This window comes from Roseovarius sp. MMSF_3281 (genome assembly GCF_030733685.1).
Classification (GTDB): Bacteria; Pseudomonadota; Alphaproteobacteria; order Rhodobacterales; family Rhodobacteraceae; genus Roseovarius.
Genome location: NZ_JASHIM010000010.1, coordinates 20432 through 43509, shown reverse-complemented (window position 1 = coordinate 43509; position 23078 = coordinate 20432). Strand labels below are relative to the sequence as shown.

Sequence of the window (23078 nt, the reverse complement as noted above, 5' to 3'; positions counted from 1 at the left end):
CCACCTTGCATCCCGCCTCGCTTTGCCCTTACCTGCCCCCATGACCGCACCACGCTACACTGACCTTATCCAATCGCTGCCCTCCACCGTGCCCTTCGTCGGCCCCGAGGAACAGGAACGCGCCCGTGGCGCGCCCTTCCGTGCAAGGCTTGGGGCCAACGAAAGCCTGTTCGGCCCTTCTCCCAAGGCTGTTGAGGCGATGCGCGCGGCGGTGTCCGGTATCTGGAAATACGGCGAACCCGATAGCCATGATTTGCGCCATGCCTTGGCCGATCACATGGCCTGCGCGCCGGAAAATATCCTTGTGGGCGAAGGGATTGACGGGCTGTTGGGCAATCTTGTGCGCCTGCTGATCGCCCCCGGCGATGCGGTTGTCACCTCGGATGGCGCTTATCCCACCTTCAACTACCACGTCGCGGGGTTCGGCGGGGTATTGCACAAGGTAGCCTACGTCGACGATCAAGAAGACCCCACCAGCCTTTTCGCCAAGGCGCGGGAGGTCGGGGCGAAACTGGTTTACCTGGCCAATCCCGATAACCCGATGGGCACATGGCACAAGGGCGATACCCTTCTCAAGGCGCTCGACAACCTGCCCGAGGGCTGTCTTTTGCTTTTGGACGAGGCCTACATCGAATTCGCCCCCCAGGGCACCGCGCCTGATATTGATCCCGACGATCCCCGCGTGATCCGGATGCGCACCTTTTCCAAGGCCCATGGCATGGCGGGTGCGCGGATCGGATATGCCATCGGCGCGGCCGGTCTGATCAAGAGTTTCGATAAGATCCGCAACCATTTCGGCATGAACCGCGTGGCCCAGGCCGGGGCGCTGGCCGCCCTGCGCGATGCCGCGTGGCTTTCGCATGTGCAATCCGAGGTCGCCAGTGCCCGCACCCGGATCGACCGGATTGCCCGCGACAATGGCCTGACCTCCCTGCCCTCGGCCACGAATTTCGTGGCCGTGGATTGCGGCGGTGACGGGGCCTTTGCAAAGGCTGTTCTTGATGGCTTGATCGCCCGGGGCGTTTTCGTCCGGATGCCCTTCGTGGCACCGCAAAACCGGTGCATCCGCATCAGCTGTGGCCGCGCGCAAGACCTCGATATTCTGGCCCAGGCGCTGCCAGAAGCCCTGGCCGGGGCGCGCGGCTGACCCGAACAGCGCAACCACGCGGCAAACCTGACGATGAATCTCAAACATGTCATGGCTGGCAGTGTGCCATTGAAAGGTTAAGGCGGGGTAAAAACCGGGTGCGCGCGGCGAAAAAACGTACGACTTGTACGTTCGCGGCGCAAACCCTATCCAGTTTTGTACAAAACTCACGTACAAAACGTACGACTTGTACAGAAATTTCCGCCCATTCCCGCCCTCGCCGGGAATTTACCTGATTTTCGCAATTTCCACGCTATGATTACCCCATGCGACGCGGAATCATGCCCTCTGCCCCGGATTACACCAATGCCGCCCTTGTCATGGGCTTGGTGAATTTGCTGTGGGTTTTCATCGTCTTATGGGCCGCCTTTGGCCTGCCCGCCGTGTTAGCAGCAGGTTTTGGCCTTGACCGCCTCATCGTCTGGCTGGCCAACCGGCGTTGAATTTTCCTTTTTTGCCAATACCTTAGCGGCTGCATCCAATGCGCCCGCACCATGCGGCACGCCCAAGGCCATCAACCCCGCATTGACCGAGGCCAGCATCCCCAGAACCATATGCGCGTTCACATGGCCCATATGCCCCATGCGGAAAAACCCGTGCCACGCGGGGTCCCCGGGTTCGGCCATGCCAAGGCCGATGCCCAGGGTCACCTCTGCCTCACGCTGCAGCCAGGATCGCAATTCCGTACCGTAAGGCGCGCCAATCCGAAGCGAGGTCACCGCACGACTTCGACAGGCCTCATTCGCAACATTTAGGGCCAAGGGCCCGCCCTGCCCCCATATCTCGCAGGCCGCCCATGTCGCCTGAGCCAAGGTGTCATGCCTGTTCCAGACAGCCTCAAGCCCTTCGCCATGGATCATGTCCAACGATGCACGCAGCCCGTAAATATGATGTGTCGGCGCGGTCCCGCCAAAATACTGATAGAACATCTCGGGCTCGGCCCGAAGCGTCCAATCCCAATAGCGGCTTACCCGCTCCATGCCGCGCCGCACCGCCGCCGCCTTGTCATTGAAGAACACGAAACCCAATCCGGGCGGCACCATCAACCCCTTCTGGCTTGCCGCAACCACGACATCCACACCCCAAGCGTCCATCTCGAACCGATCACAGGCCAGGGAGGCGATGCAATCCACCATCAAAAGTGCCGGGTGGCCTGCGGCATCGATGGCCCTGCGCATGGCCAGGATATCGTTGCGGATCGAGGTTGATGTATCCACATGCGTGGCAAGTACTGCCTTGATTTCATGCGATTTATCGGCGCGCAAGGCGGATTCGAACCAGTCCATATCCACCGGGGCGCGCTTGCCGAAATCCATCACCTCCACCTCGGCCCCAAGGCCGCTGGCAATCTCGCCCCAGCCATGCCCGAACCGCCCCGTCGCGGGCACCAAGACCCGCTCACCGGGGGCCACGACATTGGCAAGGGCGGCCTCCCACGCGCCGTGCCCATTGCTGATATAGATCGCGACATGGCCGTCCGTCCGCGCCACCCGGCACAGGTCTGCGGTGAGGTCCGGCATCATCTCGACCAACTCGCCTTCATAGATGTTCGGCGCGCTGCGATGCATGGCGCTCAGCACCGCCTCGGGCATCACCGAAGGGCCGGGAATGGCAAGATAGGGGCGGCCTCTGGTTTGGCTCATGGACAATCTCCCGAAATGATGAGGCTTCACATTACGCCCCTCCAACGCGCCGTCAATTCCCGATCACCACCTTGCCATATCCGCCACCGCCGCCTAAACGGGGCAGGCCCCGATCACGGGCCACAAGGACGGAGCACAGCCACCCCAATGTCTATCTTCAAACGGATTTCCGATTGGGAACGCGGCCTGCGCGCCTCCTACAACACCGACTTGTCCACGCCCGAGAACCGCCGCCGCGCACATATCTATAACCTGTGGTTCGATCACGCGATCCTGCGAAAGGTCTGGACCAATTTTTTCCCTGTCGCACCAGGCGTTTACCGCTCAAATCAGCCCACGCATGAACGCTTCGTCAGGCTCAAGGCCATGGGCATCAAATCGGTGCTCAACCTGCGCGGCGCAGCCGGGGCTGCACACTACCTGACCGAGGAAGAAAGCTGCCGCGACCTTGGCCTGACACTGGTCAATGTCTCGCTCATGGCCCGCAACGCCGCGCCCGCGGAAAACATCCTGCAAGTGATCGAGGCCTTCCGCAGCATCGAAAAGCCCTTTGTCATGCACTGCAAGTCAGGGGCCGATCGCGCGGGCTTTGCCTCGGCGATTTATCTATTGGTGATCGAGGGACGGCCCGTCGCAGACGCGCGCAAGATGCTAAGCGCCAGGTACATCCACTTCCGTTGGACCAAGACCGGCGTACTGGACTTCATCCTCGACCGCTATGACGCGCGCCAGAAGGAAACCGGAATCGGTTTCGAGGACTGGATCAAAACCGAATACGACCACCTGCAAATGCAAGCTGACTACGAGGCCAAGCACAAGCCGCTTGTCTGACGTTCAATAGCGCTTGGCCAATTGCGCGGGGTCCGCCCCCAGAAGATAGCGCAAGAGGATCGACAGGTTACGCGCACCTCGGCGCAACCACCCGTCACGCTTGTATTTTGCCGCGCTTGTGGTAATCGCGACGGGCAAAAGCATCAATCGGCGGCGCAAACGCCGGGCAATCGTCACATCCTCCATCAGGGGGATGTCCGGGTACCCGCCCACGGCCTCGTAATCCTGCCGCGATATCAATAATCCTTGATCGCCATAAGGCAGGTGAAACACCCGGGACCGCAGGTTCGCCCACCCCGCCACCAAGCGCGGCGCAAGCCCCCTCGCATCGAAGCGCAACCGAAAGGCCGCGGGGGATTCAACCTGCATCTGCGTCGCCACGACGGCGGGCCAACCAGAGGGCAGAACGCTATCGGCATGCAGCACCAAGACCCATTCGCCCTGTGTCACCGCAACCCCGCGCCGCAATTGCCCGCCGCGTGACGGCGCCCCCCGCACCACGACCGCACCCGCGGCATCCGCAATTTCAAGCGTCTGATCCTGCGATCCGCCATCGGAAAATACCACCTCGCGGATCATGCCGGCCTCCAGCCCTTCCCCAAGCGCGCCAAGGCAAAGGGGCAAGGTATCCGCCGCATTCAGGGTGGGGATCACAATCGACAATTTCGCGCGCATCCTCACCCCCTGTTGCCAGCCTTGCCATGACCTATATTACAGGCAGGAAGATGATTGGAGGGGCAATGACGCGCAGGATCTTTAAAATTACCGGCACCGAGGCGCAGGACTTCTTGCAGGGGCTGATCACCAATGATGTGAAGCGGCTTGACGAGGGGTTGGTCTATGCCGCCGTCCTGACCCCGCAAGGCAAGTACTTGGCCGATTTTTTCCTGTACGGTCAAGAAGATGCAATCATACTCGATGTAGATGACAGCCTTGCATCAGGCCTTGTGCAACGCCTGAATATGTACAAGTTGCGCGCCGATGTGCAAATCGCCGAAAGTGACCTCAAGGTGCAACGCGGGACCGGCCCCGCGCCGCAAGGCGCCCTGCCCGACCCGCGCCATCCCGACCTGGGGTGGCGGTTATATGGTGCGCAGGGCGGCGATGACGGCACCGATTGGGACGCGATCCGCGTAGCGCACTGCATTCCCGAAACCGGGATCGAGCTAACACCCGATACCTTCATTCTGGAAGCCGGGTTCGAACGCCTGAACGGCGTGGATTTCAAGAAGGGCTGCTATGTCGGCCAAGAGGTCACCGCGCGGATGAAGCACAAAACCGAACTGCGCAAAGGCCTTGCCACGGTCGATGTCACGGGCGAGGCCCCGGTGGGAAGCGAGATCACGGCCAATGGCAAAGTGGCGGGCACGCTTTTCACCCAAAGTGGCGGGCGCGGTATTGCCTATCTGCGGTTTGCCCGTGCCAAGGGGCCGATGCAGGCCGGTGAAGCGGATGTCACCTATACGCCATGACCCTCACCGAACAAATCGCCACGCTTACAGGCGCGCGGGTCACCGCCCGCGTCCCCTTGCATGGCGGTGATCTGTCGAAAGTCGAGCGGGTAGATCTGGACAGCGGCCAAAGCCTCGTGGCCAAACAGGGGCCGCAGGTTGCGGCAGAGGCCGCGATGCTACGCACCATGGCCAGGGTGGGCGCCCCCGTGCCCAAGGTCTTGGGCGAGGCTCCGGGCCTACTCCTGCTGGAATTCCTGCCCGAGACACCGTCCAGCCCGCGAAGCTGGGCCGCCTTGGGACAGGCCCTGCGAAAGATGCACAAGGTGACCGGAGACACCTATGGATGGGATATGGATTATGCCTTTGGCACGGTCGGCATCCCGAACAGCCCTTGCCGGAATTGGCCGCAGTTCTGGGCGGAAAACCGGCTTCTGACCGGCGTGAACGCGCTCCCCCCGGATATTGTCGCGCGCTTGAAAAGCCTTGCAGATCGCCTGCCCGGATTGCTGCCTCAACATCCGCCCGCGGCGCTGCTGCATGGCGACCTTTGGTCCGGCAATGTCCTGTTCACTGGCGAAAGGGCCTGTTTCATCGACCCGGCCTGCTACTATGGCGATGCCGAGGTCGATCTGGCGATGCTCACCCTCTTCGGCCAGCCGCCAAACGCGTTTTACGAGGGCTATGGTCCCCTGCCCCATGGTCATGAAAAACGCCGGCCCGTTTATCAACTCTGGCCGGCGCTTGTGCATTTACGCCTTTTCGGCGCGGGGTATCGCGGTATGGTGACCGGGCTTTTGGACAGCCTGGGCGCCTGACCTTCAGGCGCGTTCGGAATAATCCATGGTCTCGGTATTAACGACGATATCCTCGTCTTGGCCCACGAAGGGCGGCACCATGACCTTTACACCATTGTCCAGAACCGCAGGCTTGAAACTGTTGGCGGCGGTTTGTCCTTTGACCACCGGTTCGGTCTCGACCACCTTGCAGGTCACCTTCTGGGGCAGCGTGGCGTTCAGCGCCTCGTTCTCGTAATACTCGATCTGGACGGTCATCCCGTCCTGCAGGAAGGGGCGGCGCTCCCCCAGAATTTCCGCAGGCAGTTCGATCTGTTCGAAGCTCTCATTATCCATGAAAACCAGCATCCCGTCGGTCTCGTAAAGGAATTGCTGGTCCTTTTGTTCAAGGCGAACGCGCTCCACCTTGTCGGCGCTGCGGAAACGCTCGTTCAACTTCGACCCGTTGCGCAGGTTGCGCAGCTCGACCTGCGCAAAAGCGCCACCTTTTCCGGGCTTTACGTGGTCAACTTTCACAGCGCTCCAAAGACCGCCGTTATGCTCCAGAACATTTCCTGGGCGAATCTCGTTTCCGTTGATTTTCGGCATTATGGCAAACCATGTCAAAAGGTTGATAGAAGATTGCCCGCCCCTATATCTTGTAAGAGGAGATGGGGCAAGGAAACGATATCTCGTGCTGCACTTGCAGAAAGATATGATCAATTTGCATAGAAGCTATGCATTTATACTCTATCCGAATCGCTCAAACTTCGCCATAACCATCGTCACGCCCGAAACACAAGAGCAATAAGATCAAGGACGAAACATGAAAGATTTCGTTGACGGCACAGCCTTCAATGCCGAACAGGGCAACCGTGCTCGTAAACTTTTTGCAGCCGTTGTATTGGCTGCCTTGGACGATGCCATTTCTGACGACAAGAAATATGGCAACGGTCCGGAACAGATCGCCCGCTGGGCGCGCTCGCGCGATGGCCGCGAGGTTCTGTCCTGTGCCGGGATCGACCCGAATGAACGTGTCGTCGAAGGCCTGATGGAATTCGTCGGCAAAGGGGTTCGGACCTCTGTTGCACTGTCGCGCGAGGAAAGTGAGCGCCGCAATGCGGCTGCACAGGCCGAAGCGGCCTGATCCGACCTCCGGCAGCCCAGAAATAGCCCTGCCAATCTGGCGGGGCTTTTTCTTTGGGCTTTCCCGTCTGCCTGTAGCCGGGTATCACCACGACTGGCAACGCGGGAGGGGGTGACATGACCAAGGCCATCATGATCCAAGGCGCGGGTTCGAACGTGGGCAAATCCATGGTCGTGGCGGGCCTTGCACGGGCCTTCACCAACCGCGGGCTGCGCGTATCTCCTTTCAAGCCGCAAAACATGTCCAACAATGCCGCCGTCACCCAGGACGGGGGCGAGATCGGCAGGGCGCAAGCGCTACAGGCCTTGGCCGCCCGGCGCGCCCCTCATACCGATATGAACCCGGTGTTGCTGAAACCTGAAACCGACACCGGGGCACAGGTGATCGTTCAGGGGCAGCGCATGACCACCCTTCGCGCCCGCGATTATACCAAGGCCAAACCACAACTCCTAAAGGCCGTGCTGGAGAGTTTTGACCGCTTATGCGCGGACAGCGAGCTTGTTATCGTCGAAGGGGCCGGAAGCCCCGCAGAAATCAATCTGCGCGAAGGTGACATCGCCAATATGGGCTTTGCCTCGGCCGCGGGGGTTTCCGTGATCCTTGTGGGGGATATCGACCGTGGCGGCGTCATCGCCCAGATCGTCGGCACCCAAACGATCCTACCACCCGAAGACCGGGCCCTGATCAAGGGTTTTGCGATCAACAAGTTCCGGGGTGACGTTAGCTTGTTTGACGATGGTCTGGCCGAAATCGAACAGCGTACCGGGTGGCCGTCGCTCGGGGTCCTGCCATGGTTCGATGAGGCCTGGCGCCTGCCCGCCGAAGACGTGATGGATATTGCCTCCACACCCGGCGGGAACTTCAAGGTCGCGGTGCCCCGCCTGAGCCGCATTGCAAATTTCGACGATCTTGATCCGCTCTCAAGCGAACCCAATGTATCCGTCGAGATCATCGAAGCCGGCCACCCCCTGCCCGGTGATGCCGATCTTGTCCTGATCCCCGGCAGCAAATCCACCATCGCCGATCTTGCGCATTTCCGCGCCCAAGGCTGGGATATCGACCTGAAGGCCCATGTCCGGCGCGGAGGGCACGTCATGGGTATCTGCGGTGGCTACCAAATGCTGGGCCGTGAAATCGCCGACCCCGACGGGATCGAAGGCACGGCCGGGTCCGTTCCGGGCCTGGGCCATCTCGACGTGACCACGGTCATGCAGCCCGAAAAGCACCTCACCTTGACTAGGGCCACCTATCTATCAACGGGCGATAGCGTTGAAGGATACGAGATTCACCTTGGTGAAACAACCGGACCAGACTGCAGCCGGGCGTGGCTGCGCGTGGGCGGCCGTGACGAAGGGGCCGCCTCGCCTTCGGGCCGGGTTCGGGGGTGCTATTTGCACGGATTGTTTTCGTCGGATGCCTTTCGCGCGGCCATGCTACACGATCTGGGTGCGCAATCGGATTTGGCCTTCAACGACAGCGTCGAAGCCACGCTTGACGATCTCGCCAACCATATCGAACGTCACATGAATCTTGAATTGCTTCTGGAACTGGCCGAAACGCCACGCGGCTATTCGAAGTCCTGACTGGCCAAGGCGCGATGAATCTCGCGGCGAACCAGTTTGCGAACATTGCGCGTGATCCGCTCACCCAAGGCGCCCTGAAGTTCTTGGCGGACAATTTCGCTGACCATGTCGCGCAATGCATCTTCGTCCAACACATCCGCTTGCAGTTCCCAAGGATCGCCTTCTTCCAAAGCCTCGTCCGGGGCACCCTGCCCCAATTGACCATCCCGCTCATTTGCCGATGGCGTGAAATCGTCTGACAGCTCTTCCTTTTCAGGCTCAAAGCCTTCGTCCTGCGCCGCCTCGAAGCGGAGCGCCGTCGCGTCGGCCGCGTTCACGGCTTCGCTATGGTCGTCCCATTCCAATCTCGTCACGGGCGACCCGCCATAGGCATAGTCATCGTCGCCGTCGGGTTCCCATTCATCATCGCGACCGGCAAGCGCGGCCTCGACGCTTGCAATCTTGGCCTGCAAATCAATCCCGCCGTCCTGACCTTCGAGAGCCTGCGCTTCGTCGCCGGCTGTCGTATCGGTCATAGGATCGCCACCCTCGGCTTCAAACGCGTCCTTTGCCGCATCTTGGGCTTCGGGTGCTTTCGCATTCACCTCAAGGTCGTTTTCTGCCTCTGGGGCATCTTCGCGATGATGCTTGAATTCGGGCACTTCGGCGGCAGGGTCGGTATGATCATCGTCTTTGGTGTGATCTTCATCCTGCGGCACACCGGCGGATGGTGACACCTCTGATTCGACCCCAGGTTCAACCGCGTATTGCGCAAGGAACGCCGCCTCGACCGGGGCAGAGCCATCCTGCTGCCCCTTATCTGCGTCGCCCGAATCCGCCGCATCGTCCACCCTCTGGGAAGGGGTCAAAACAAGCTTGTTATGCTCACCTGATACAGTTTTCTGTGCGCTCGGGTCTTCTCGGTCATCTGTCGAAACAAGACGACGAATTGAGGATAAAACATCTTCGATTTCCGCATTGGTAACGGGATCGGACATAATTTGACACCACTCTTGCCTCGGCCCAGTTTACCTCTGAGCGCCCTTTCACACAATAAATTAGCAAACATGTTTCAAGTCAAACTTGAAACACCCCGCCCTACGACACCGTTTCGCTTACTGTTTGCCCAAGGCTTTCAATACACGATCCAGTTTCTGGCCCTGTGGGCTCAATTCTGCCGGGGCATCCTTTACCATGTTGTAATAAGCTGCCGGATCATAAGTGCGAACGTTCAGGTTCAGATCCTTCGCGGTCAGTTGACCGATCGACCCCAAAACCGAATAAGCCGCGATATATACATCGACCTCGGCAGAAATCAGGTTGGTCCGCGCGTCCAGCAGGTTTTGCTCGGCATCCAGAACATCCAAGGTCGTTCTGGCACCCAGCTTGGCCTCCTCACGCACTCCGCGGAAGGCGACCTGCGCGGCACGCACGGCCTCTTGGTTGGCCGTACGGCTGGCGCGGGCGGCCTCCAAGGTGGCATAGGCGTTGCCGACATCCTGCACCAATCGCAGGTTTGTAGAGTGCAGGCGCGCCCTTGCCTGATCGCGAACGGACATGGCCCGCCGCTTGGCCGAACTCAACAGGCCGCCCTGGTAGATCGGGCCGCTCATCTGAAGCCCGAAAGACCCGGAGCGAGAATTGTCGCTATCGTTCATGGATTCACCAACGCGTAGCCCCGCCGTCAATCCGACCCTGGGCTTCATCGCGGCCTCGGCGGCCCTTACCGTCAGTTCCGCCGAAGACACCTCGTGCTGAACCTGAATGGCATCGGGATGGTTGCGCAGGGCCAATGTCTTGGATTGCTCAATTCCGCCTTGCAGCGCCGGCAAACTCCGCGGTGCGTTAAGTTGGCCGGGGGCACGCCCCACGGCGGCCCGGAACTCCTCAACCGCCTGCGCCAGGTTCCCCCGCGCCGTCGCCAGGCCGCTACGTGCCAAAGCCAAGGCCGCTTCGGCTTGCGATACGTCGGTGCGCGTCACTTCGCCCACTTCGAAACGGTCACGTGCCGCCCGCAGTTCCTGCCGCAAAAGGCGCAGGTTGTTCTCGCGCAATGACACGAACTGACTGTTACGCCGCAAGTTCATATAGGCCTGGATGGCGCGGAACAGCACCTGTTGTTCGACACTGCGCAACCCCTCGCGCGTGGCCAGAACCGTTTCCTTGGCCGACTCGATGCGCAATGGCGTTCGACCGAAATCATAAAGCAGCAGGTCAAGCGACACGCCAAGATTTGCGTCCGTCGATCCCGTCGGGCGGCTTACGCCGTTCGTTTGTGTCTTCCCGAACGTCCGCGTGGCATCCGCGGTCCAGTTGATGATCGGCCGCAGTTCAGACACGATCGACGCCACATCCTCATCCGCGGCGCGCAACAACGCCCGGTTCTGATCGATCAAGCCACTGTTGTTGTAGGCATCGGCCAGTGCATCGGCGAGGACTTCGGCCTTACCCATGACCGGGGCCGCAAACGCAAGACCGAAGGCCAAGGCCGCTGTTTTGAAGTTTCCAACCTTAAATTTGCGCACGTTAAGTTCTCCGCCAATCGGACAAGGTAGTTTTTCAGAGGGTAAAGACCGCATGCCTTTCAAATCCCGGTAGAACCGGGGCCCCCGCATTGAAGGCAAATCTCCAGTTGATATGCCCGTCGATCTTGTAACCCACGCGAACCGCGCCCAGGGCACCTTCCATGAACAGGCAGGCAATACGCCCCCCGTCCTTCAACTGATCGGTCACTCCCTCGGGCAGATGCCCGACAGAACCTTGCAGGATGATGACATCATAAGGCCCATGTTCCGCGGCCCCCTCGCTCAGTGCTCCCTCGTGGAGAATGACGTTATCCGCACCATTCTCGATCAGAAGGCCCTGCGCCTCGCCAACCATTGCGCTGTCTTCCTCCACAGCGACGACAGCTTCGGCCATCCGCGCAATAACCGCCGAGGAATAACCCAAGGCCGCCCCGATATCCAGAACCAGCTCATCGCCCTGAATATCCAACGCATCAAGCATCTTGGCCAATGTCCGAGGGTCCAGAACAACGCGCCCGCCGCCAAGGTCGACATTCTCTCCGACATAGGCTGCCTCACGCAATTCCCGCGGAACGAAAGCCTCACGCGGGACCGAAAGCATGGCATCGATAATCGGGAACTTCGTAACATCGGATGGGCGAACCTGTGTATCCACCATCATCGTGCGACGCGCAGCGTAGTCTGTCATCGGCTAAACTCTTCTGTTCAGAATCCTGTTGAGCCATAGTGACACAATCCCGGGTGGGGAACAATGGCGATAGCGATGCTTACGCGCCCCCTCTCGACGTCACAGCGTCACGTGATCCAAGCATGCAACCCTGCCCTGTCGTGTCAATGATAGGTGACAATACCACGCCCGCTAAAAGCGCGTGCAAATGCTGCCGATAACAGCTTGACGCCCCCGCCTGTTGCCCTTAGACGGTACTCCACTTCGGCGAGTTGGCGGAGTGGTGACGCAGCGGATTGCAAATCCGTGTACACCGGTTCGATTCCGGTACTCGCCTCCATTTAATTTCAATGACTTATGAAGAATAGATGCGCGCCACGCTGGGCGCGTCTAAACAAATGTCTAAACATTCTGTTTTTGTTCTGTTCACGCTCTACGAACAAAAGCCCATTTCTGACGGTCAATTCGCTCGCTAATCATCGGCGTCTCCAAGCGCGAGTAGGAGCAAAATTGCAAGAAAGGGGCTGGCGACGAATGCAATTAAAACCCAAATAACGGCGCTTCGGCTTCTACGCTCAGCCATTTCGGCTGGAAGCAAAATGTACAGCCAAAGCATGAGAAACATGGCAGCAACGGCGAAACCAAGCGCCAAAACTCCCCCACCGATTTCAGTCATCGTAACTTCCTAGACTGGCTTTCAAGGTTATCGATACCTGTGCAACGATTTCATAAACGCTAGCGGTTTTTTTCAATGCGCCTCTTCTGGGCCTCAGAGGCCCTAACACGTTGGCGGACCTTCTTTGTGTAATGAAGCACCATTGCTGGGCTTTGCCCGGTTACAGATGCAACCAGATCATCACTGCAACCGGCCTCGACCAATTCACAAGCCGCGTTATAGCGCCAACTGTGAATATCGTATTTCAATGCACCTATCGCTTCCCTGACTTTCCTCACGGCTTGGGAAGCACCTCGATACGACCAACGATTTGTTGCACGTTCATTCGTCAGAAGAAAAATGGAATTTCGGGGAGCTGCATCAAGGGCCACCTGCAAATCAGGCAAGATTGGCACCCATAGCTCTTTCCCGGTTTTGCTCTGGCGGATCACGAAGCCACCTTCCTGAATATCCGACCAGCGCATCTCCAGTACATCGCCGATACGTTGGCCTGTGCCGACGCAAAGCTCCATGACGAGCCGTTCCCGCGCCCCCAGTGGGCAAGCGTCACGATAGGCTTGCAAAAACTCGTGAGGCCATGGCTCACGCTCCTGCTTTTCCGCCTTAATCTCAGAAACACCTTTCGCCGGATTGCTGTCCCGCCAACCGAGGTCAACGCAATGCTCCATGACAACGCGCAGAACACGCAGAGAATAATTTGCGAAGTAAGGTTTTTCGGCATTGGAATCTCGTAGCCGGATCACGTCTTTCCGCTTCATGTTGGCCGGATTGGCATCGGCCATGATCGACAAGAAGAAATCGAGATACTTGTCGTAATCCAGAGCGGTCCGAGGCTTGAGCCGCCTGTAACGCGGCGACTTGCGGTAGTCCCGGATAAGTGCCGAAAAATTCCGGATATTGACCCGCTTTGGCTCCGCCCTGCCCGAGAGTATGTCCGCATATTCCTTCCAAAACTCAGGCGTTCCAAATTCGCTCTTAAACTTGCGGGACGGCCAGCCGCGCCGCTGGAAGTAAATCCCGTTGCGCTGTCGATAGACATGCTTGGGCAGTTCACGCTTTGTCATGTCGCATCTCTATCCTCTCGAATTCATCCAACTGGCTTACCTCGCTAAAGACAATCTCAATTCGCCTGCCTTCAACAGTGACACGCCCAACGGTTCGGCCTGCACGTTCAAAAGCGCTGAGCAGCCTCAATGCTTTTTCTTCAATCGTCGTGCGAGCCATCTTCGTCCAACCTTCCAATACCCTTGCCCAAGCCTAATCGCGCATCCGTTCGTCTGAATGTGCGTTTGCGCCCATGCAATCAAGCTTGAGCCAAAGGTATTCGCCCCCTGAGTCGCTGACAACTGACGGGGCGCGGAATACAAAATGTTTCAGCAAGTGGTGTCACCACGGGTTAGAAAGTTCGTGCCATGTTCCCCACAGCGCCGGATTAAAAAATGATCGTTGTTGGTGAAATAAAAAGACGAAGGTCGTTCGGGGGGGGGGGCAACACGCCGAATATTACAGTCCGTTACCACGTTGGGCTGTCACTAAATGTATACAGGAACAAGGGGGGAGAATACATCGCCGCCCTGCTTCTCCTCCGATCCATAAAGTCTCCGGAGAAACAGGGCTAGGGGCCGCGAAAACCATTTCGTTGTCTAGGTCCGTAAAAAGAACGGCTCAGAGGTCGCCAATCACCACCGCGCAGCCGGCCCCCCTCACACATTTGTCTAGCGGCGATCCTGACAGCCTTCTAAACGGCTCTCCGTCGCTTTCTAGCTCGGACCAGCATCCCTAAACCTTCACAAAGCTTGTAGTAGCGAATTCGGCAGCAAGCTCCACCTGCTGCAGGAAACTTGCCAACTCTCCTTTCGCGTGCAAATCTTACTCCCAAAAATTCCAAGGGGAAGTTTCACTGTGGACGGCTTAGTAATCATCCTAGGATTTTGCGCCCTCGTATATCTCCTATTCAAAAGCGGCGGAGGGCGGCACTCTAAACCACCGCAAAACGTCCCCGAACCAGCCTTCACAAAGACCAAACGCAGCAACAAGCCGCGGCGAAAGCCCCCTCCGCCTTTCCAAGAGAAAGGCGCAACACACCTAGACAAACCGCGAGTTATCGAAGGGCGCGCACGCATAGTCGATGGCGATACCATCGTGATCAACAAGACCCAGATACGCTTATTCGGGATCGACGCGCCCGAAATTGACCATCCCTATGGCCAGAAGGCCAAATGGGCGCTCGTGTCTTTGTGCAAAGGGCATACCGTGCGCACAGAAGTAACCGACGTGGACACATACGGGCGCACCGTCGGGAAATGCTATCTATCCGATGGGCGAGACCTCTCGGCAGAAATGGTTAAGATGGGTTTAGCCATAGACTGGCCCAAATTTTCCGGTGGGGTTTACCGCTCCATGGAAACCGGCGACGCAAGAAAAAAACTATGGCTCGCCGACGCGCGGCAGAAAGGCCGAATGCATGTCTGGGAGCAATTCGACTACGATCAATACCGAGCGAAATGCCGAACGAGGCGCAACAAAAGCTAGGTTCGAGAAGCCTATCATGAACGGACACCAGCTCTGGCATGCGAGAACGGCCCAAAGCCGACATCAAGGTTTAGCGCGTCTGACTTGTCAGGTCGCTCGCAGAGGGATCACTAGAAGCAAAGGTGCACTGTGCGCAATCTTTACAACCCCAACCATACAGCCGTTTCGGTTCACGACTGATTTCTTCAGATGCTTCAAATGTCTTGGCTACCTAATTGGCACGCCGTATCAATTGCTTAAATTCTTAGGAGGTGACAAGATTTGAAACTTCTTGCGAAATCGTGGCCTCAAACGGACGAGGGTAGAGCGGTTGGCTTTTTCGCACAGGCCGCAATTGAGTTGGTCCACGAGAAATCGTGGGAAAGCTACAAGCTACAAGCACTTTCTCCGCTTGCGCGTTTGCACGAAGCGCAAACAATATCACAGAGTGTCATGAATGGTGTCCTCCCGTCCAAAGCGCTTGACCCAGTTGTCGAGGAAGCCAACTCGTCTTTCTGCCATGATCCGATAATAAGGAAGATAGCTGATCGTAAACGCATTGAGCCAAAGGATATTGAGATATCAAAAGATGACAAGGCGCAAGACATCTTTACCCAGTGTGGGTTTTTGCTACAATTATTCCAATATCGCTACCGCTCTACGGCAGAAGACCTTATTGTCGATGAGTGCTTTGGGAAAAAGCGGCGATCGGAAATATATTTGCTGTTAAAAAATTATCTTTCGGAGTTGGTTCTCAGGGGGCACTCAAGAATTCAAATCGAAAAAAAGATTCGCGAGCTCTTTTTTGATAAAGTCGTGACCTCAGTAAATAGAAATACCCTAAGATTCTTTTTTCGAAAATTTCCTGAGGAACGGCGAGAATACGATATCTATGGAAAGACTGAAGAAAGCCTTTTGAACGCACTTGGCAGGCTTGTTCCGGCAGAGATTATTCAGGGACGCGAGGTGCCGCGAAAGCTAAAGACGATTTTCCCCAAAACGAAGTCAGAGGCTTACTTTAAAATTAGATACAAGAGTTACGATCACTACTCCGCAATTCAAGGTGCTGGAGTAATTCTTGGCATTGGTGAAGCAATGATGATGCTTTTCCCCGGGGATCAACTTGGCCAAGTTCCGCAACAATTGTGTGCATCAAAGCGCGGTTCATCCGATTATAAAGTGTCGGATACTCGACCAGGATTTTCGCGACGCATTCTATCTTACTCAAAGAATTCAGCTGTAAGGCACATGGACCGCGTCAGAAAGCTCGTTTTATCCAAAGACAGAAGTACAGAAGAGATTGTTGGGTCAAGCTTTTTCTCAGCTACGATGATGGCCGGGCTGGGCGACAAATCGACGGCGCCGGAAGTCAAGCTGCTAACTCTCTGGGCGGCGTTTGAAGCACTTTTGCCGAATGTTCCAGAGGGTTCAACCAATAGAATTACTCACTTTCTTGAGTATATTGTTCCAGCCGTCACACTTTCTTATCCAAGGGATTGTTTCGTCGAATTTTCTCGGGAATTGGAGCGGCTGCACGTTCCTGAATACAAAGATTATCTAGAGGGCCTCCCAATCGACAAGTCCTCCTTGTCGGACAGATTGGCGGCGGTTATAATTTCCGGTGATCAGTCGCAGCAGAGCGGGCTCTGCGACGTGCTAAAATCCAACCCACTTGCTCTATTTCGCTTGATGGACTTGCAACAAAAGTTTTCCACGCCCGAAAGTTTTGCCAAAGCTGTTTCAGATCACAGGACGAGAGTAGAGTGGCAAGTTCAGAGGATTTACAGAGAGCGTAACACGGTTATGCATAACGGCGAAACTAGTCCAGCCATGCTTCGCATTCTATCGAATACCTATTATTATTACCTGCTAACCTATGCGAGTATAGAAACTGTCGCGAAGTCTTATGGGGACTTATCTATTCCACAGTCCCTTAGTGCGATACGGAAGCTATCGCAATCTGATCAGGCAAAAATCGCCAAGGCTCGAGCCTCTCTAAAAGATAACGCGATAGAGGCTCAAAGCCTGCTAATGCAGATTATTTCTGGACATTTTCATTCCGATACTTAGGCGGATTGGCCTCCCTCCCCCTATTTCGTAGATCGGTCGTGGAATTGAGGGCTAGTCAGAACTGGCAGCAAAGTTTTGCGTGACGACTTAGAAAACAAGGCTACTCGGCAGCCTTGATGGGGTCAGAATAGGGTAGGTGATAGGGCCTTGAACATCCGCATTCTGCGTATCGCGGTCATCTGTGCGATGCGCAGCGAATGCAGCTCTCCGCCCTCAGCTACACTTCAGGGGAAAAACGAGTTAACAACTGGACTTCACTATTCACCTGCTGGGATCACCAGAATGCCTCTTCCATACAGAATTAACCTGATCGACCACGAGCGCTGGGTATCAACAGGCTACAACCGTTCGTTCGCATGGGGGTTAGTCCAGAACAAGACCGCGAAGGAGTTGGGTTTTTGGCGGGTCGTCCGTTACAATCCCAATCTGGATTCCGAAGGCGGTTGCTACGAATTCTCTTTGCAGAGAACCGAACCAGCGATTGTTTCCGAAGAGTTCTCTTTTCTAGATTCAGAAGTCAGCAGAGGTGCCGCTCTATCTCGCTTTGTCGCCAAGATTTCGGAGTGGGCGGAGAACCAGAAACTTTAGCTCGGGCCAAGAACTTGCACTACAAAAACGTGTCTAAACTTTCACGCTATGTTCCGGCAAATTCCGCCTGAGCTCTAAACACTTTCCACAATATTTTCAGACACATACCTAGTCTTGCAAATCCGTGTACACCGGTTCGATTCCGGTACTCGCCTCCATTTCTCTTCACATGATGATTAACGGTTCTGCCGGGCCTGCCCGGCAAGGGGCGTTTGGCGATACAAGTCAGTTGTGATCGGGATGTTCACTACCCCTTGGTTCGCCGGCGGCAATGGCCGTCACCTACGACTTGATCCGATTGGGTGACGTCACTGCCTTGTAGACCATGCGCCAATATATTTCCTCCACCTCCTCAAGGCTCAACCGTCCGCCTTCCCGGAACCAGGTGTTGACCCCTGTCAACATCGCGATCACCGCCATGGTTGCGATCTTGGGTTCGGTGACATCGAATGCTCCACTGGCCACGCCAAGTTGAAGAATGTCTTCCAACTGGTCCTCGTATTGCCTTCTAAGTGCTTCGATGATCTCGAAATTCTCAGGGGTCAGGTTTCGCAGTTCCATGTAGGAAACAAAGACGGCCTCTGGCCGGTCGTGATGGAATCGGATGTGGAACCGCGTGAATTGCTCCAAGGCGCGCGCCGGATGCCCCAAGGCGGGCATGTCTGCACGTGCGGCCAACAAATCTTCCATGTGACCCTTGAGCAGGTCAAAAAGCAAAGTCTGCTTGTCTGGCGTGTAGTTATACAACGCCCCGGCCTGAACCCCGACCTCTGCCGCGATTTGTCTCATGGAAACAGCAGCATAGCCATCCATGGCAAAAAGCTTCAAAGCCGCTTCGCGCACTTTGGGGCCGGTAATGCCTGAGTGGGATCCCTGGGTTCTTGCCATGTGGCTATCATTATCTGAACACACGTTCAGATCAATGCCCTGCTTGCCCCCGGGGCCCAAAGGATGGCAATAGAGAGACACCTGCCCCAATAGGCCCATGTGTGTCATGCGTTTTTCTGCCTTTGCCTGCCTGATCGCCGCGGTTTTCCTTGCCGCATGCAGCCAATTCCCCGAACTGGCCGATGACGCCGCATTGGGCTCGCGCGAGGCCCCGTATCCCGATTTGGTGCCCGTCGAAACACTGCGCGGGCAAGTTCCCGATGCGGCAATCTCCCCGGACAGCCAACCGGCGCTTGACGCGCGGATCACCCGCCTGCGCGCCCGCGCGGCACGACTTAAAGGTACAGTGGTGGATCGCGGCACAAGGGCGCGAATGTCACAGGGTGTCCCCCAACCCTAGTCCCGCGAAAACCCGCGTTGCATGGCCGGCACGAACCCGTTACATCGCGCATCCAGACCCACAAAACAAAGACGATCGGAGAAGCCCATGTCTGACCCCCTGCGCCTTGGTATCGCCGGATTGGGCACCGTGGGCACCGGCGTTGTCAAAATCATCCGCCAAAAGGCCGCCCTTCTGGAAGATCGGGCCGGTCGCCCGGTCACGATTACGGCCGTGTCGGCCCGCACCCGCGACAAGGATCGCGGCGTGAATCTTGCGGACTACGCATGGGAAGATGATCCCGTCGCGCTGGCCACCCGCGATGATGTGGATGTCTTCGTTGAGCTTATGGGCGGCTCGGACGGCCCCGCCAAAGCCGCAACCGAGGCTGCGCTCAAGGCGGGCAAGGACGTGGTCACCGCCAACAAGGCGATGCTGGCCCACCACGGCCAAGCCCTGGCCGAACTGGCCGAGGCACAGGGCCGCGTGATCCGTTACGAGGCCGCCGTTGCCGGGGGCATCCCGGTCATCAAATCCCTGATGGAGGGGCTGGCCGGCAACGAGATCACCCGCGTGATGGGCGTGATGAACGGCACCTGCAACTATATCCTGACCCGGATGCAGGCCACCGGCCAAGGCTATAACGCGCTGTTCGAAGAGGCCGACAAACTGGGCTACCTCGAAGCCGATCCCAATTTGGACGTCGGCGGCATCGACGCCGGTCACAAGCTGGCGATCCTGTCGTCCATCGCTTTCGGCACGCAGGTCGATTTCGACGCCGTGGAACTGGAAGGTATCCAGTCGATCACGCTGGAAGACATCAACCACGCTGCCGACATGGGCTATCGCATCAAGCTTCTGGGCGTGGCACAACTAACGGGGCGTGGGTTGGAGCAACGCATGTCGCCCTGCCTTGTCCCCGCCAGCAGTCCCTTGGGCCAACTCGAAGGCGGCACCAATATGTGCGTTCTCGAAGGGGATATGGTCGAACAGATCGTGTTGCGTGGCCCCGGCGCGGGCGAAGGCCCGACCGCCAGCGCCGTGATGGGTGACGTCATGGACATTGCCCGTGACCTGCGCCTGCCGACCTTCGGCGCGCCCGCGAACAAACTGGAAAAGGCCAAACCGGCCCGCGCGGTGACACCTGCGCCTTACTACCTGCGGATGGCGCTTGACGACAAACCCGGCGCGCTTGCCAAGGTGGCCACCGTTCTGGGCGAGGCGGGCATTTCCATCGACCGGATGCGCCAGTACCGCCATGACAACAGCACCGCCCCGGTGTTGGTCGTAACCCATAAAACCACCCGCAGCGCACTGGACACCGCGCTTGAGGCCATGTCGAAACTCGACGTCATGGCCACAAGTCCCGTCGCCCTGCGGATCGAAACCGTTTGATCGCGCCTTGTGCGCAAGACCCCGGGCCGCTAATGCTGATGCGGCTTGAAAAGAACAAGGATTTACCATGACCGCCCCCGTGGATTTCAATGACCGCTCGCTTTCTCTGGGTTTGGCCCGTGTTTCCGAGGCAGCCGCCCTCGCCTGTGCAGACCTGATCGGGCGTGGCGATGAAAAGGCCGCCGACCAAGCCGCCGTAAACGCCATGCGTGAACAGCTCAACCTGCTGGCCATTCAGGGCGTCGTTGTCATCGGCGAAGGCGAACGCGACGAAGCGCCGATGCTCTATATCGGCGAAGAAGTGGGCACCGGGGATGGCCCCGGCGTCGACATCGCGCTCGATCCGCTGGAAGGCACCACGCTGACGGCCAAGGCCATGCCGAATGCCCTCACCGTCATCGCCATGGCCCCGCGCGGCACTCTTCTTCATGCACCCGACGTTTACATGGACAAGCTGGCCATCGGCCCGGGCTATGACAAAGACGTGGTCTCGCTTGATATGAGCCCCAAGGAACGGGTTGAAGCTCTGGCAAAAGCCAAAGGTTGCAACCCCTCCGAGATCACTGTTTGCATCCTCGAACGCCCCCGCCACCAAGACATGATCGACAGCGTGCGGTCCACAGGGGCGGCGATCTACATGATTTCGGATGGTGACGTGGCCGGTGTCATGCACTGCGCCGAACCCGCCCTCACGGGGATTGATATGTATATGGGCGCCGGTGGTGCGCCCGAAGGTGTGTTGGCCGCCAGCGCCCTGAAATGCATGGGCGGGCAGATGTGGGGCCGGTTGTTGTTCCGCAACGACGATGAAAAGGGCCGTGCCGCCAAGGCCGGTATCACCGATCTGGACCGCATCTATTCGCGCGATGAAATGGTCACCGGCGATGTCATCATCGCCGCCACCGGCGTGACCAACGGGTCGGTCGTCTCGGGCATCAAGCGCCGCCCGGAATACGTGGAAACCGAAACCGTGCTGATGCGCTCGAAAACCGGATCGCTGCGCCGCATGACCTACCGCAGCCCGCTGCGCTGACGCGTGGCGGAGGGCTTTCTTGGCATCACGCAATCGCTGACGGGGCGGCATTGGATCGGCCCGTCGCTGGAGGTTGAGCGGCTGGCCGAAGCCATGGCGCAGGCCACCGCCCTGCCCCGCCCTTTGTGTCAGACCTTGGCCCGCCTTGGCGTGGCCACTGAAGACAGCGCCGCTTACCTTGCCCCGCAACTGCGCGACCTGCTGCCCGATCCGCGCAGCCTCAAGGATATGGAAGCCGCCGCATCCCGTTTCCTGCAAGCGGTGGAGCGACGCGAAAAAATCGCGATTTTCGCCGATTACGATGTCGATGGCGGCACCTCCGCCGCGCTGCTGATCGACTGGCTGCGCCAGATGGGCCTTGCCGCCACGCTCTATATCCCCGACCGCATCGACGAAGGCTATGGCCCGAATGAACCGGCCATGGCCGATCTGGCCGCCCGGCATGACCTGATCATCTGCGTCGATTGCGGCACGCTTAGCCATGACGCTATCGCCGCAGCCAAGGGGGCGGATGTGCTTGTTCTGGATCACCACTTGGGCGGGGAAACGCTCCCCCCGGCGCTGGCCGTGGTGAACCCCAACCGGCAGGACGAACCCGGCGATCTGGCGCATCTCTGCGCCGCTGCCGTGGTCTTCCTGATGCTGGTCGAAGCAGGCCGCCAATTGCGCGAGGCGGGCAAGCGCGGCCCGGACCTTATGGCCATGCTCGACCTTGTGGCACTGGCGACCGTGGCCGATGTGGCCCCGCTCAAAGGCGTCAACCGCGCCTTCGTGCGCCAAGGCCTGCGCGTCATGGCCCGACGCGACCGCCCGGGCCTTGTGGCACTGTCCGACATATCCCGCCTCGATACCGCGCCCGCCGCCTATCACCTTGGCTTCGTGCTTGGCCCGCGTGTGAACGCCGGCGGCCGCGTGGGGCGCGCCGACCTGGGCGCGCGGCTTCTGGCCTGCGATAACCTGCCCGAGGCGCAATCCATGGCCGAACGGCTGGACCAGCTCAACACCGAACGGCGCGAGATCGAAGGGCTGGTGCGCGCCGCCGCGCTAGAGCAGGCCGAGGAACGCGGGCTGGACGCGCCGCTTGTCTGGGCAGCGGGCGAAGGCTGGCACCCCGGCGTCGTCGGCATCGTCGCCTCACGCCTTAAAGAGACCACCAACCGCCCCGCCATCGTTATCGGCTTTGACGGCGATGAGGGCAAAGGTTCGGGCCGCTCGGTCTCGGGCGTCGATCTGGGGGCCTCGATCCAAAAACTCGCCGCCGAAGGCCTTTTGATCAAGGGCGGCGGCCACAAGATGGCCGCGGGTCTTACCGTGGCACGTGATCAACTTGAACCCGCCATGGCCCGCCTCTCGGAGCTTCTGGCCAAACAGGGCGCGGGCACCGCTGGACCGGCCGATTTGCGCCTTGACGGCGTCCTGATGCCCGGGGCTGCGACGGTGGAACTGGTCGAACAGATCGAAGCCGCCGGCCCCTTCGGTGCAGGCGCCCCCGGCCCCCGCTATGCCTTCCCCGACATGGCGATCCAATTTGCCAAACGCGTGGGCGAATCGCATCTGAAACTGCGCTTTGGCGACGGCATGGGGGCCAGCATGGAGGCGATTGCCTTTGGGGCTTATGATGGGGTGCTTGGGGCGCGGTTGGAACAGCATGGGGGCGCGCGGTTCCACCTTGCGGGGCGGTTGGATATTAACACTTGGGGCGGTCGACAAACCGTGCAACTGCGCCTTGAGGACGCCGCGGAGGCGGGTTGAGGCCCGGCGCGAAGACCGGCGCGAAAAGAATGGTTTC

General features: G+C 58.5%; 24 protein-coding genes and 1 tRNA gene. 15 read left to right on the top strand and 10 right to left on the bottom strand.

Features of this window, described 5'->3' with window-relative positions:
- The first annotated feature begins 40 nt into the window (after nt 1-40).
- Nucleotides 41-1147: a pyridoxal phosphate-dependent aminotransferase gene (locus tag RBB32_RS11355; RefSeq protein ID WP_306152826.1), complete on the top strand. Its 1107-nt coding sequence runs from the start codon at nt 41-43 to the stop codon at nt 1145-1147.
- A 266-nt stretch (nt 1148-1413) separates the two neighbouring features.
- A complete protein-coding gene (locus tag RBB32_RS11350; protein WP_306152825.1) occupies nt 1414-1590 on the top strand; it encodes a hypothetical protein in 177 nt (58 codons plus the stop codon).
- Here RBB32_RS11350 and RBB32_RS11345 read toward each other — a convergent pair.
- Nucleotides 1534-2790, bottom strand: a complete 1257-nt coding sequence (locus RBB32_RS11345) for an alanine--glyoxylate aminotransferase family protein (protein ID WP_306152824.1) — start codon at nt 2788-2790, stop codon at nt 1534-1536. The two genes, RBB32_RS11350 and RBB32_RS11345, sit on opposite strands and share 57 nt — an antisense overlap.
- Nucleotides 2791-2937: 147 nt before the next feature.
- On the opposite strand from RBB32_RS11345, the gene RBB32_RS11340 reads away from it, so the two are divergent.
- The gene (locus RBB32_RS11340; protein ID WP_306152823.1) at nt 2938-3621 is read left to right on the top strand and encodes a tyrosine-protein phosphatase; all 684 of its coding nucleotides are present in this window, start codon (nt 2938-2940) and stop codon (nt 3619-3621) included.
- 3 nt (nt 3622-3624) lie between these two features.
- Here the strand turns inward: RBB32_RS11340 and RBB32_RS11335 are convergent, their stop codons facing one another.
- On the bottom strand, nt 3625-4296 hold the full coding sequence (locus tag RBB32_RS11335; RefSeq protein ID WP_306152822.1) for a TIGR04283 family arsenosugar biosynthesis glycosyltransferase: 672 nt from the start codon (nt 4294-4296) through the stop codon (nt 3625-3627).
- 65 nt (nt 4297-4361) lie between these two features.
- Between RBB32_RS11335 and RBB32_RS11330 the strand changes: the two genes are divergently transcribed.
- Nucleotides 4362-5093: a folate-binding protein YgfZ gene (locus tag RBB32_RS11330; protein WP_306152821.1), complete on the top strand. Its 732-nt coding sequence runs from the start codon at nt 4362-4364 to the stop codon at nt 5091-5093.
- Nucleotides 5090-5890: a fructosamine kinase family protein gene (locus RBB32_RS11325; RefSeq protein ID WP_306152820.1), complete on the top strand. Its 801-nt coding sequence runs from the start codon at nt 5090-5092 to the stop codon at nt 5888-5890. The genes RBB32_RS11330 and RBB32_RS11325 overlap by 4 nt, the downstream gene beginning before the upstream one ends.
- 3 nt (nt 5891-5893) lie before the next feature.
- On the opposite strand, the gene efp is transcribed toward RBB32_RS11325, so the two are convergent.
- A complete protein-coding gene (efp, locus tag RBB32_RS11320) occupies nt 5894-6457 on the bottom strand; it encodes an elongation factor P (protein WP_306152819.1) in 564 nt (187 codons plus the stop codon).
- A gap of 217 nt (nt 6458-6674) precedes the next feature.
- Here efp and RBB32_RS11315 point away from each other — a divergent pair, with 217 nt between their 5' ends.
- Together RBB32_RS11315 and RBB32_RS11310 are read left to right on the top strand one after the other, a co-directional pair.
- Nucleotides 6675-6995: a DUF6280 family protein gene (locus tag RBB32_RS11315; RefSeq protein ID WP_154149072.1), complete on the top strand. Its 321-nt coding sequence runs from the start codon at nt 6675-6677 to the stop codon at nt 6993-6995.
- Between the two features lie 116 nt (nt 6996-7111).
- Nucleotides 7112-8578, top strand: coding sequence for a cobyric acid synthase (locus tag RBB32_RS11310; protein ID WP_306152818.1), 1467 nt, complete (start codon nt 7112-7114; stop codon nt 8576-8578).
- On the opposite strand, the gene RBB32_RS11305 is transcribed toward RBB32_RS11310, so the two are convergent.
- From RBB32_RS11305 to RBB32_RS11295, 3 genes are all read right to left on the bottom strand, one after another.
- Nucleotides 8563-9555 carry a hypothetical protein gene (locus RBB32_RS11305; protein WP_306152817.1) on the bottom strand — a complete coding sequence of 331 codons (993 nt, stop codon included), beginning with the start codon at nt 9553-9555 and terminating at the stop codon, nt 8563-8565. The genes RBB32_RS11310 and RBB32_RS11305 overlap by 16 nt on opposite strands.
- Before the next feature lie 117 nt (nt 9556-9672).
- Nucleotides 9673-11010, bottom strand: a complete 1338-nt coding sequence (locus RBB32_RS11300; protein WP_371931049.1) for a TolC family outer membrane protein — start codon at nt 11008-11010, stop codon at nt 9673-9675.
- Between the two features lie 106 nt (nt 11011-11116).
- Nucleotides 11117-11770 (bottom strand): protein-L-isoaspartate O-methyltransferase, encoded by a 654-nt coding sequence (locus RBB32_RS11295; protein WP_306152815.1) that lies wholly within the window; start codon nt 11768-11770, stop codon nt 11117-11119.
- Nucleotides 11771-12015: 245 nt separating this feature from the next.
- On the opposite strand from RBB32_RS11295, the gene RBB32_RS11290 reads away from it, so the two are divergent.
- Nucleotides 12016-12089, top strand: a tRNA-Cys gene (locus RBB32_RS11290).
- 132 nt (nt 12090-12221) lie between these two features.
- Here the strand turns inward: RBB32_RS11290 and RBB32_RS11285 are convergent.
- The 3 genes from RBB32_RS11285 to RBB32_RS11275 are packed head-to-tail and all read right to left on the bottom strand — an operon-like array spanning nt 12222 to nt 13649.
- Complete coding sequence (locus tag RBB32_RS11285; RefSeq protein ID WP_306152814.1) at nt 12222-12425, bottom strand: hypothetical protein; 204 nt, start codon at nt 12423-12425, stop codon at nt 12222-12224.
- 59 nt (nt 12426-12484) lie between these two features.
- Nucleotides 12485-13489 carry a tyrosine-type recombinase/integrase gene (locus tag RBB32_RS11280; RefSeq protein WP_306152813.1) on the bottom strand — a complete coding sequence of 335 codons (1005 nt, stop codon included), beginning with the start codon at nt 13487-13489 and terminating at the stop codon, nt 12485-12487.
- Nucleotides 13476-13649 (bottom strand): hypothetical protein, encoded by a 174-nt coding sequence (locus RBB32_RS11275; RefSeq protein ID WP_306152812.1) that lies wholly within the window; start codon nt 13647-13649, stop codon nt 13476-13478. The genes RBB32_RS11280 and RBB32_RS11275 overlap by 14 nt, the downstream gene beginning before the upstream one ends.
- Before the next feature lie 918 nt (nt 13650-14567).
- On the opposite strand from RBB32_RS11275, the gene RBB32_RS11270 reads away from it, so the two are divergent.
- From RBB32_RS11270 to RBB32_RS11260, 3 genes are all read left to right on the top strand, one after another.
- Entirely contained in the window at nt 14568-14957 is a 390-nt protein-coding gene (locus RBB32_RS11270; protein WP_306152811.1) for a thermonuclease family protein, read from the top strand.
- A 261-nt stretch (nt 14958-15218) separates the two neighbouring features.
- Nucleotides 15219-17006, top strand: coding sequence for a hypothetical protein (locus tag RBB32_RS11265; protein WP_306152810.1), 1788 nt, complete (start codon nt 15219-15221; stop codon nt 17004-17006).
- A 147-nt stretch (nt 17007-17153) separates the two neighbouring features.
- Nucleotides 17154-17594 carry a hypothetical protein gene (locus tag RBB32_RS11260; RefSeq protein WP_306152809.1) on the top strand — a complete coding sequence of 147 codons (441 nt, stop codon included), beginning with the start codon at nt 17154-17156 and terminating at the stop codon, nt 17592-17594.
- Nucleotides 17595-17876: 282 nt separating this feature from the next.
- On the opposite strand, the gene RBB32_RS11255 is transcribed toward RBB32_RS11260, so the two are convergent.
- Nucleotides 17877-18482: a TetR/AcrR family transcriptional regulator gene (locus RBB32_RS11255; protein WP_306152808.1), complete on the bottom strand. Its 606-nt coding sequence runs from the start codon at nt 18480-18482 to the stop codon at nt 17877-17879.
- A 106-nt stretch (nt 18483-18588) separates the two neighbouring features.
- On the opposite strand from RBB32_RS11255, the gene RBB32_RS11250 reads away from it, so the two are divergent.
- From RBB32_RS11250 to recJ, 4 genes are all read left to right on the top strand, one after another.
- Complete coding sequence (locus tag RBB32_RS11250; protein WP_306152807.1) at nt 18589-18882, top strand: hypothetical protein; 294 nt, start codon at nt 18589-18591, stop codon at nt 18880-18882.
- 87 nt (nt 18883-18969) lie between these two features.
- Nucleotides 18970-20256, top strand: a complete 1287-nt coding sequence (locus RBB32_RS11245; protein ID WP_306152806.1) for a homoserine dehydrogenase — start codon at nt 18970-18972, stop codon at nt 20254-20256.
- A gap of 67 nt (nt 20257-20323) precedes the next feature.
- Nucleotides 20324-21289 carry a class II fructose-bisphosphatase gene (gene glpX / locus RBB32_RS11240; RefSeq protein ID WP_306152805.1) on the top strand — a complete coding sequence of 322 codons (966 nt, stop codon included), beginning with the start codon at nt 20324-20326 and terminating at the stop codon, nt 21287-21289.
- Nucleotides 21290-21292: 3 nt separating this feature from the next.
- The gene (gene recJ / locus RBB32_RS11235) at nt 21293-23041 is read left to right on the top strand and encodes a single-stranded-DNA-specific exonuclease RecJ (protein ID WP_306152804.1); all 1749 of its coding nucleotides are present in this window, start codon (nt 21293-21295) and stop codon (nt 23039-23041) included.
- Nucleotides 23042-23078 lie beyond the last annotated feature (37 nt).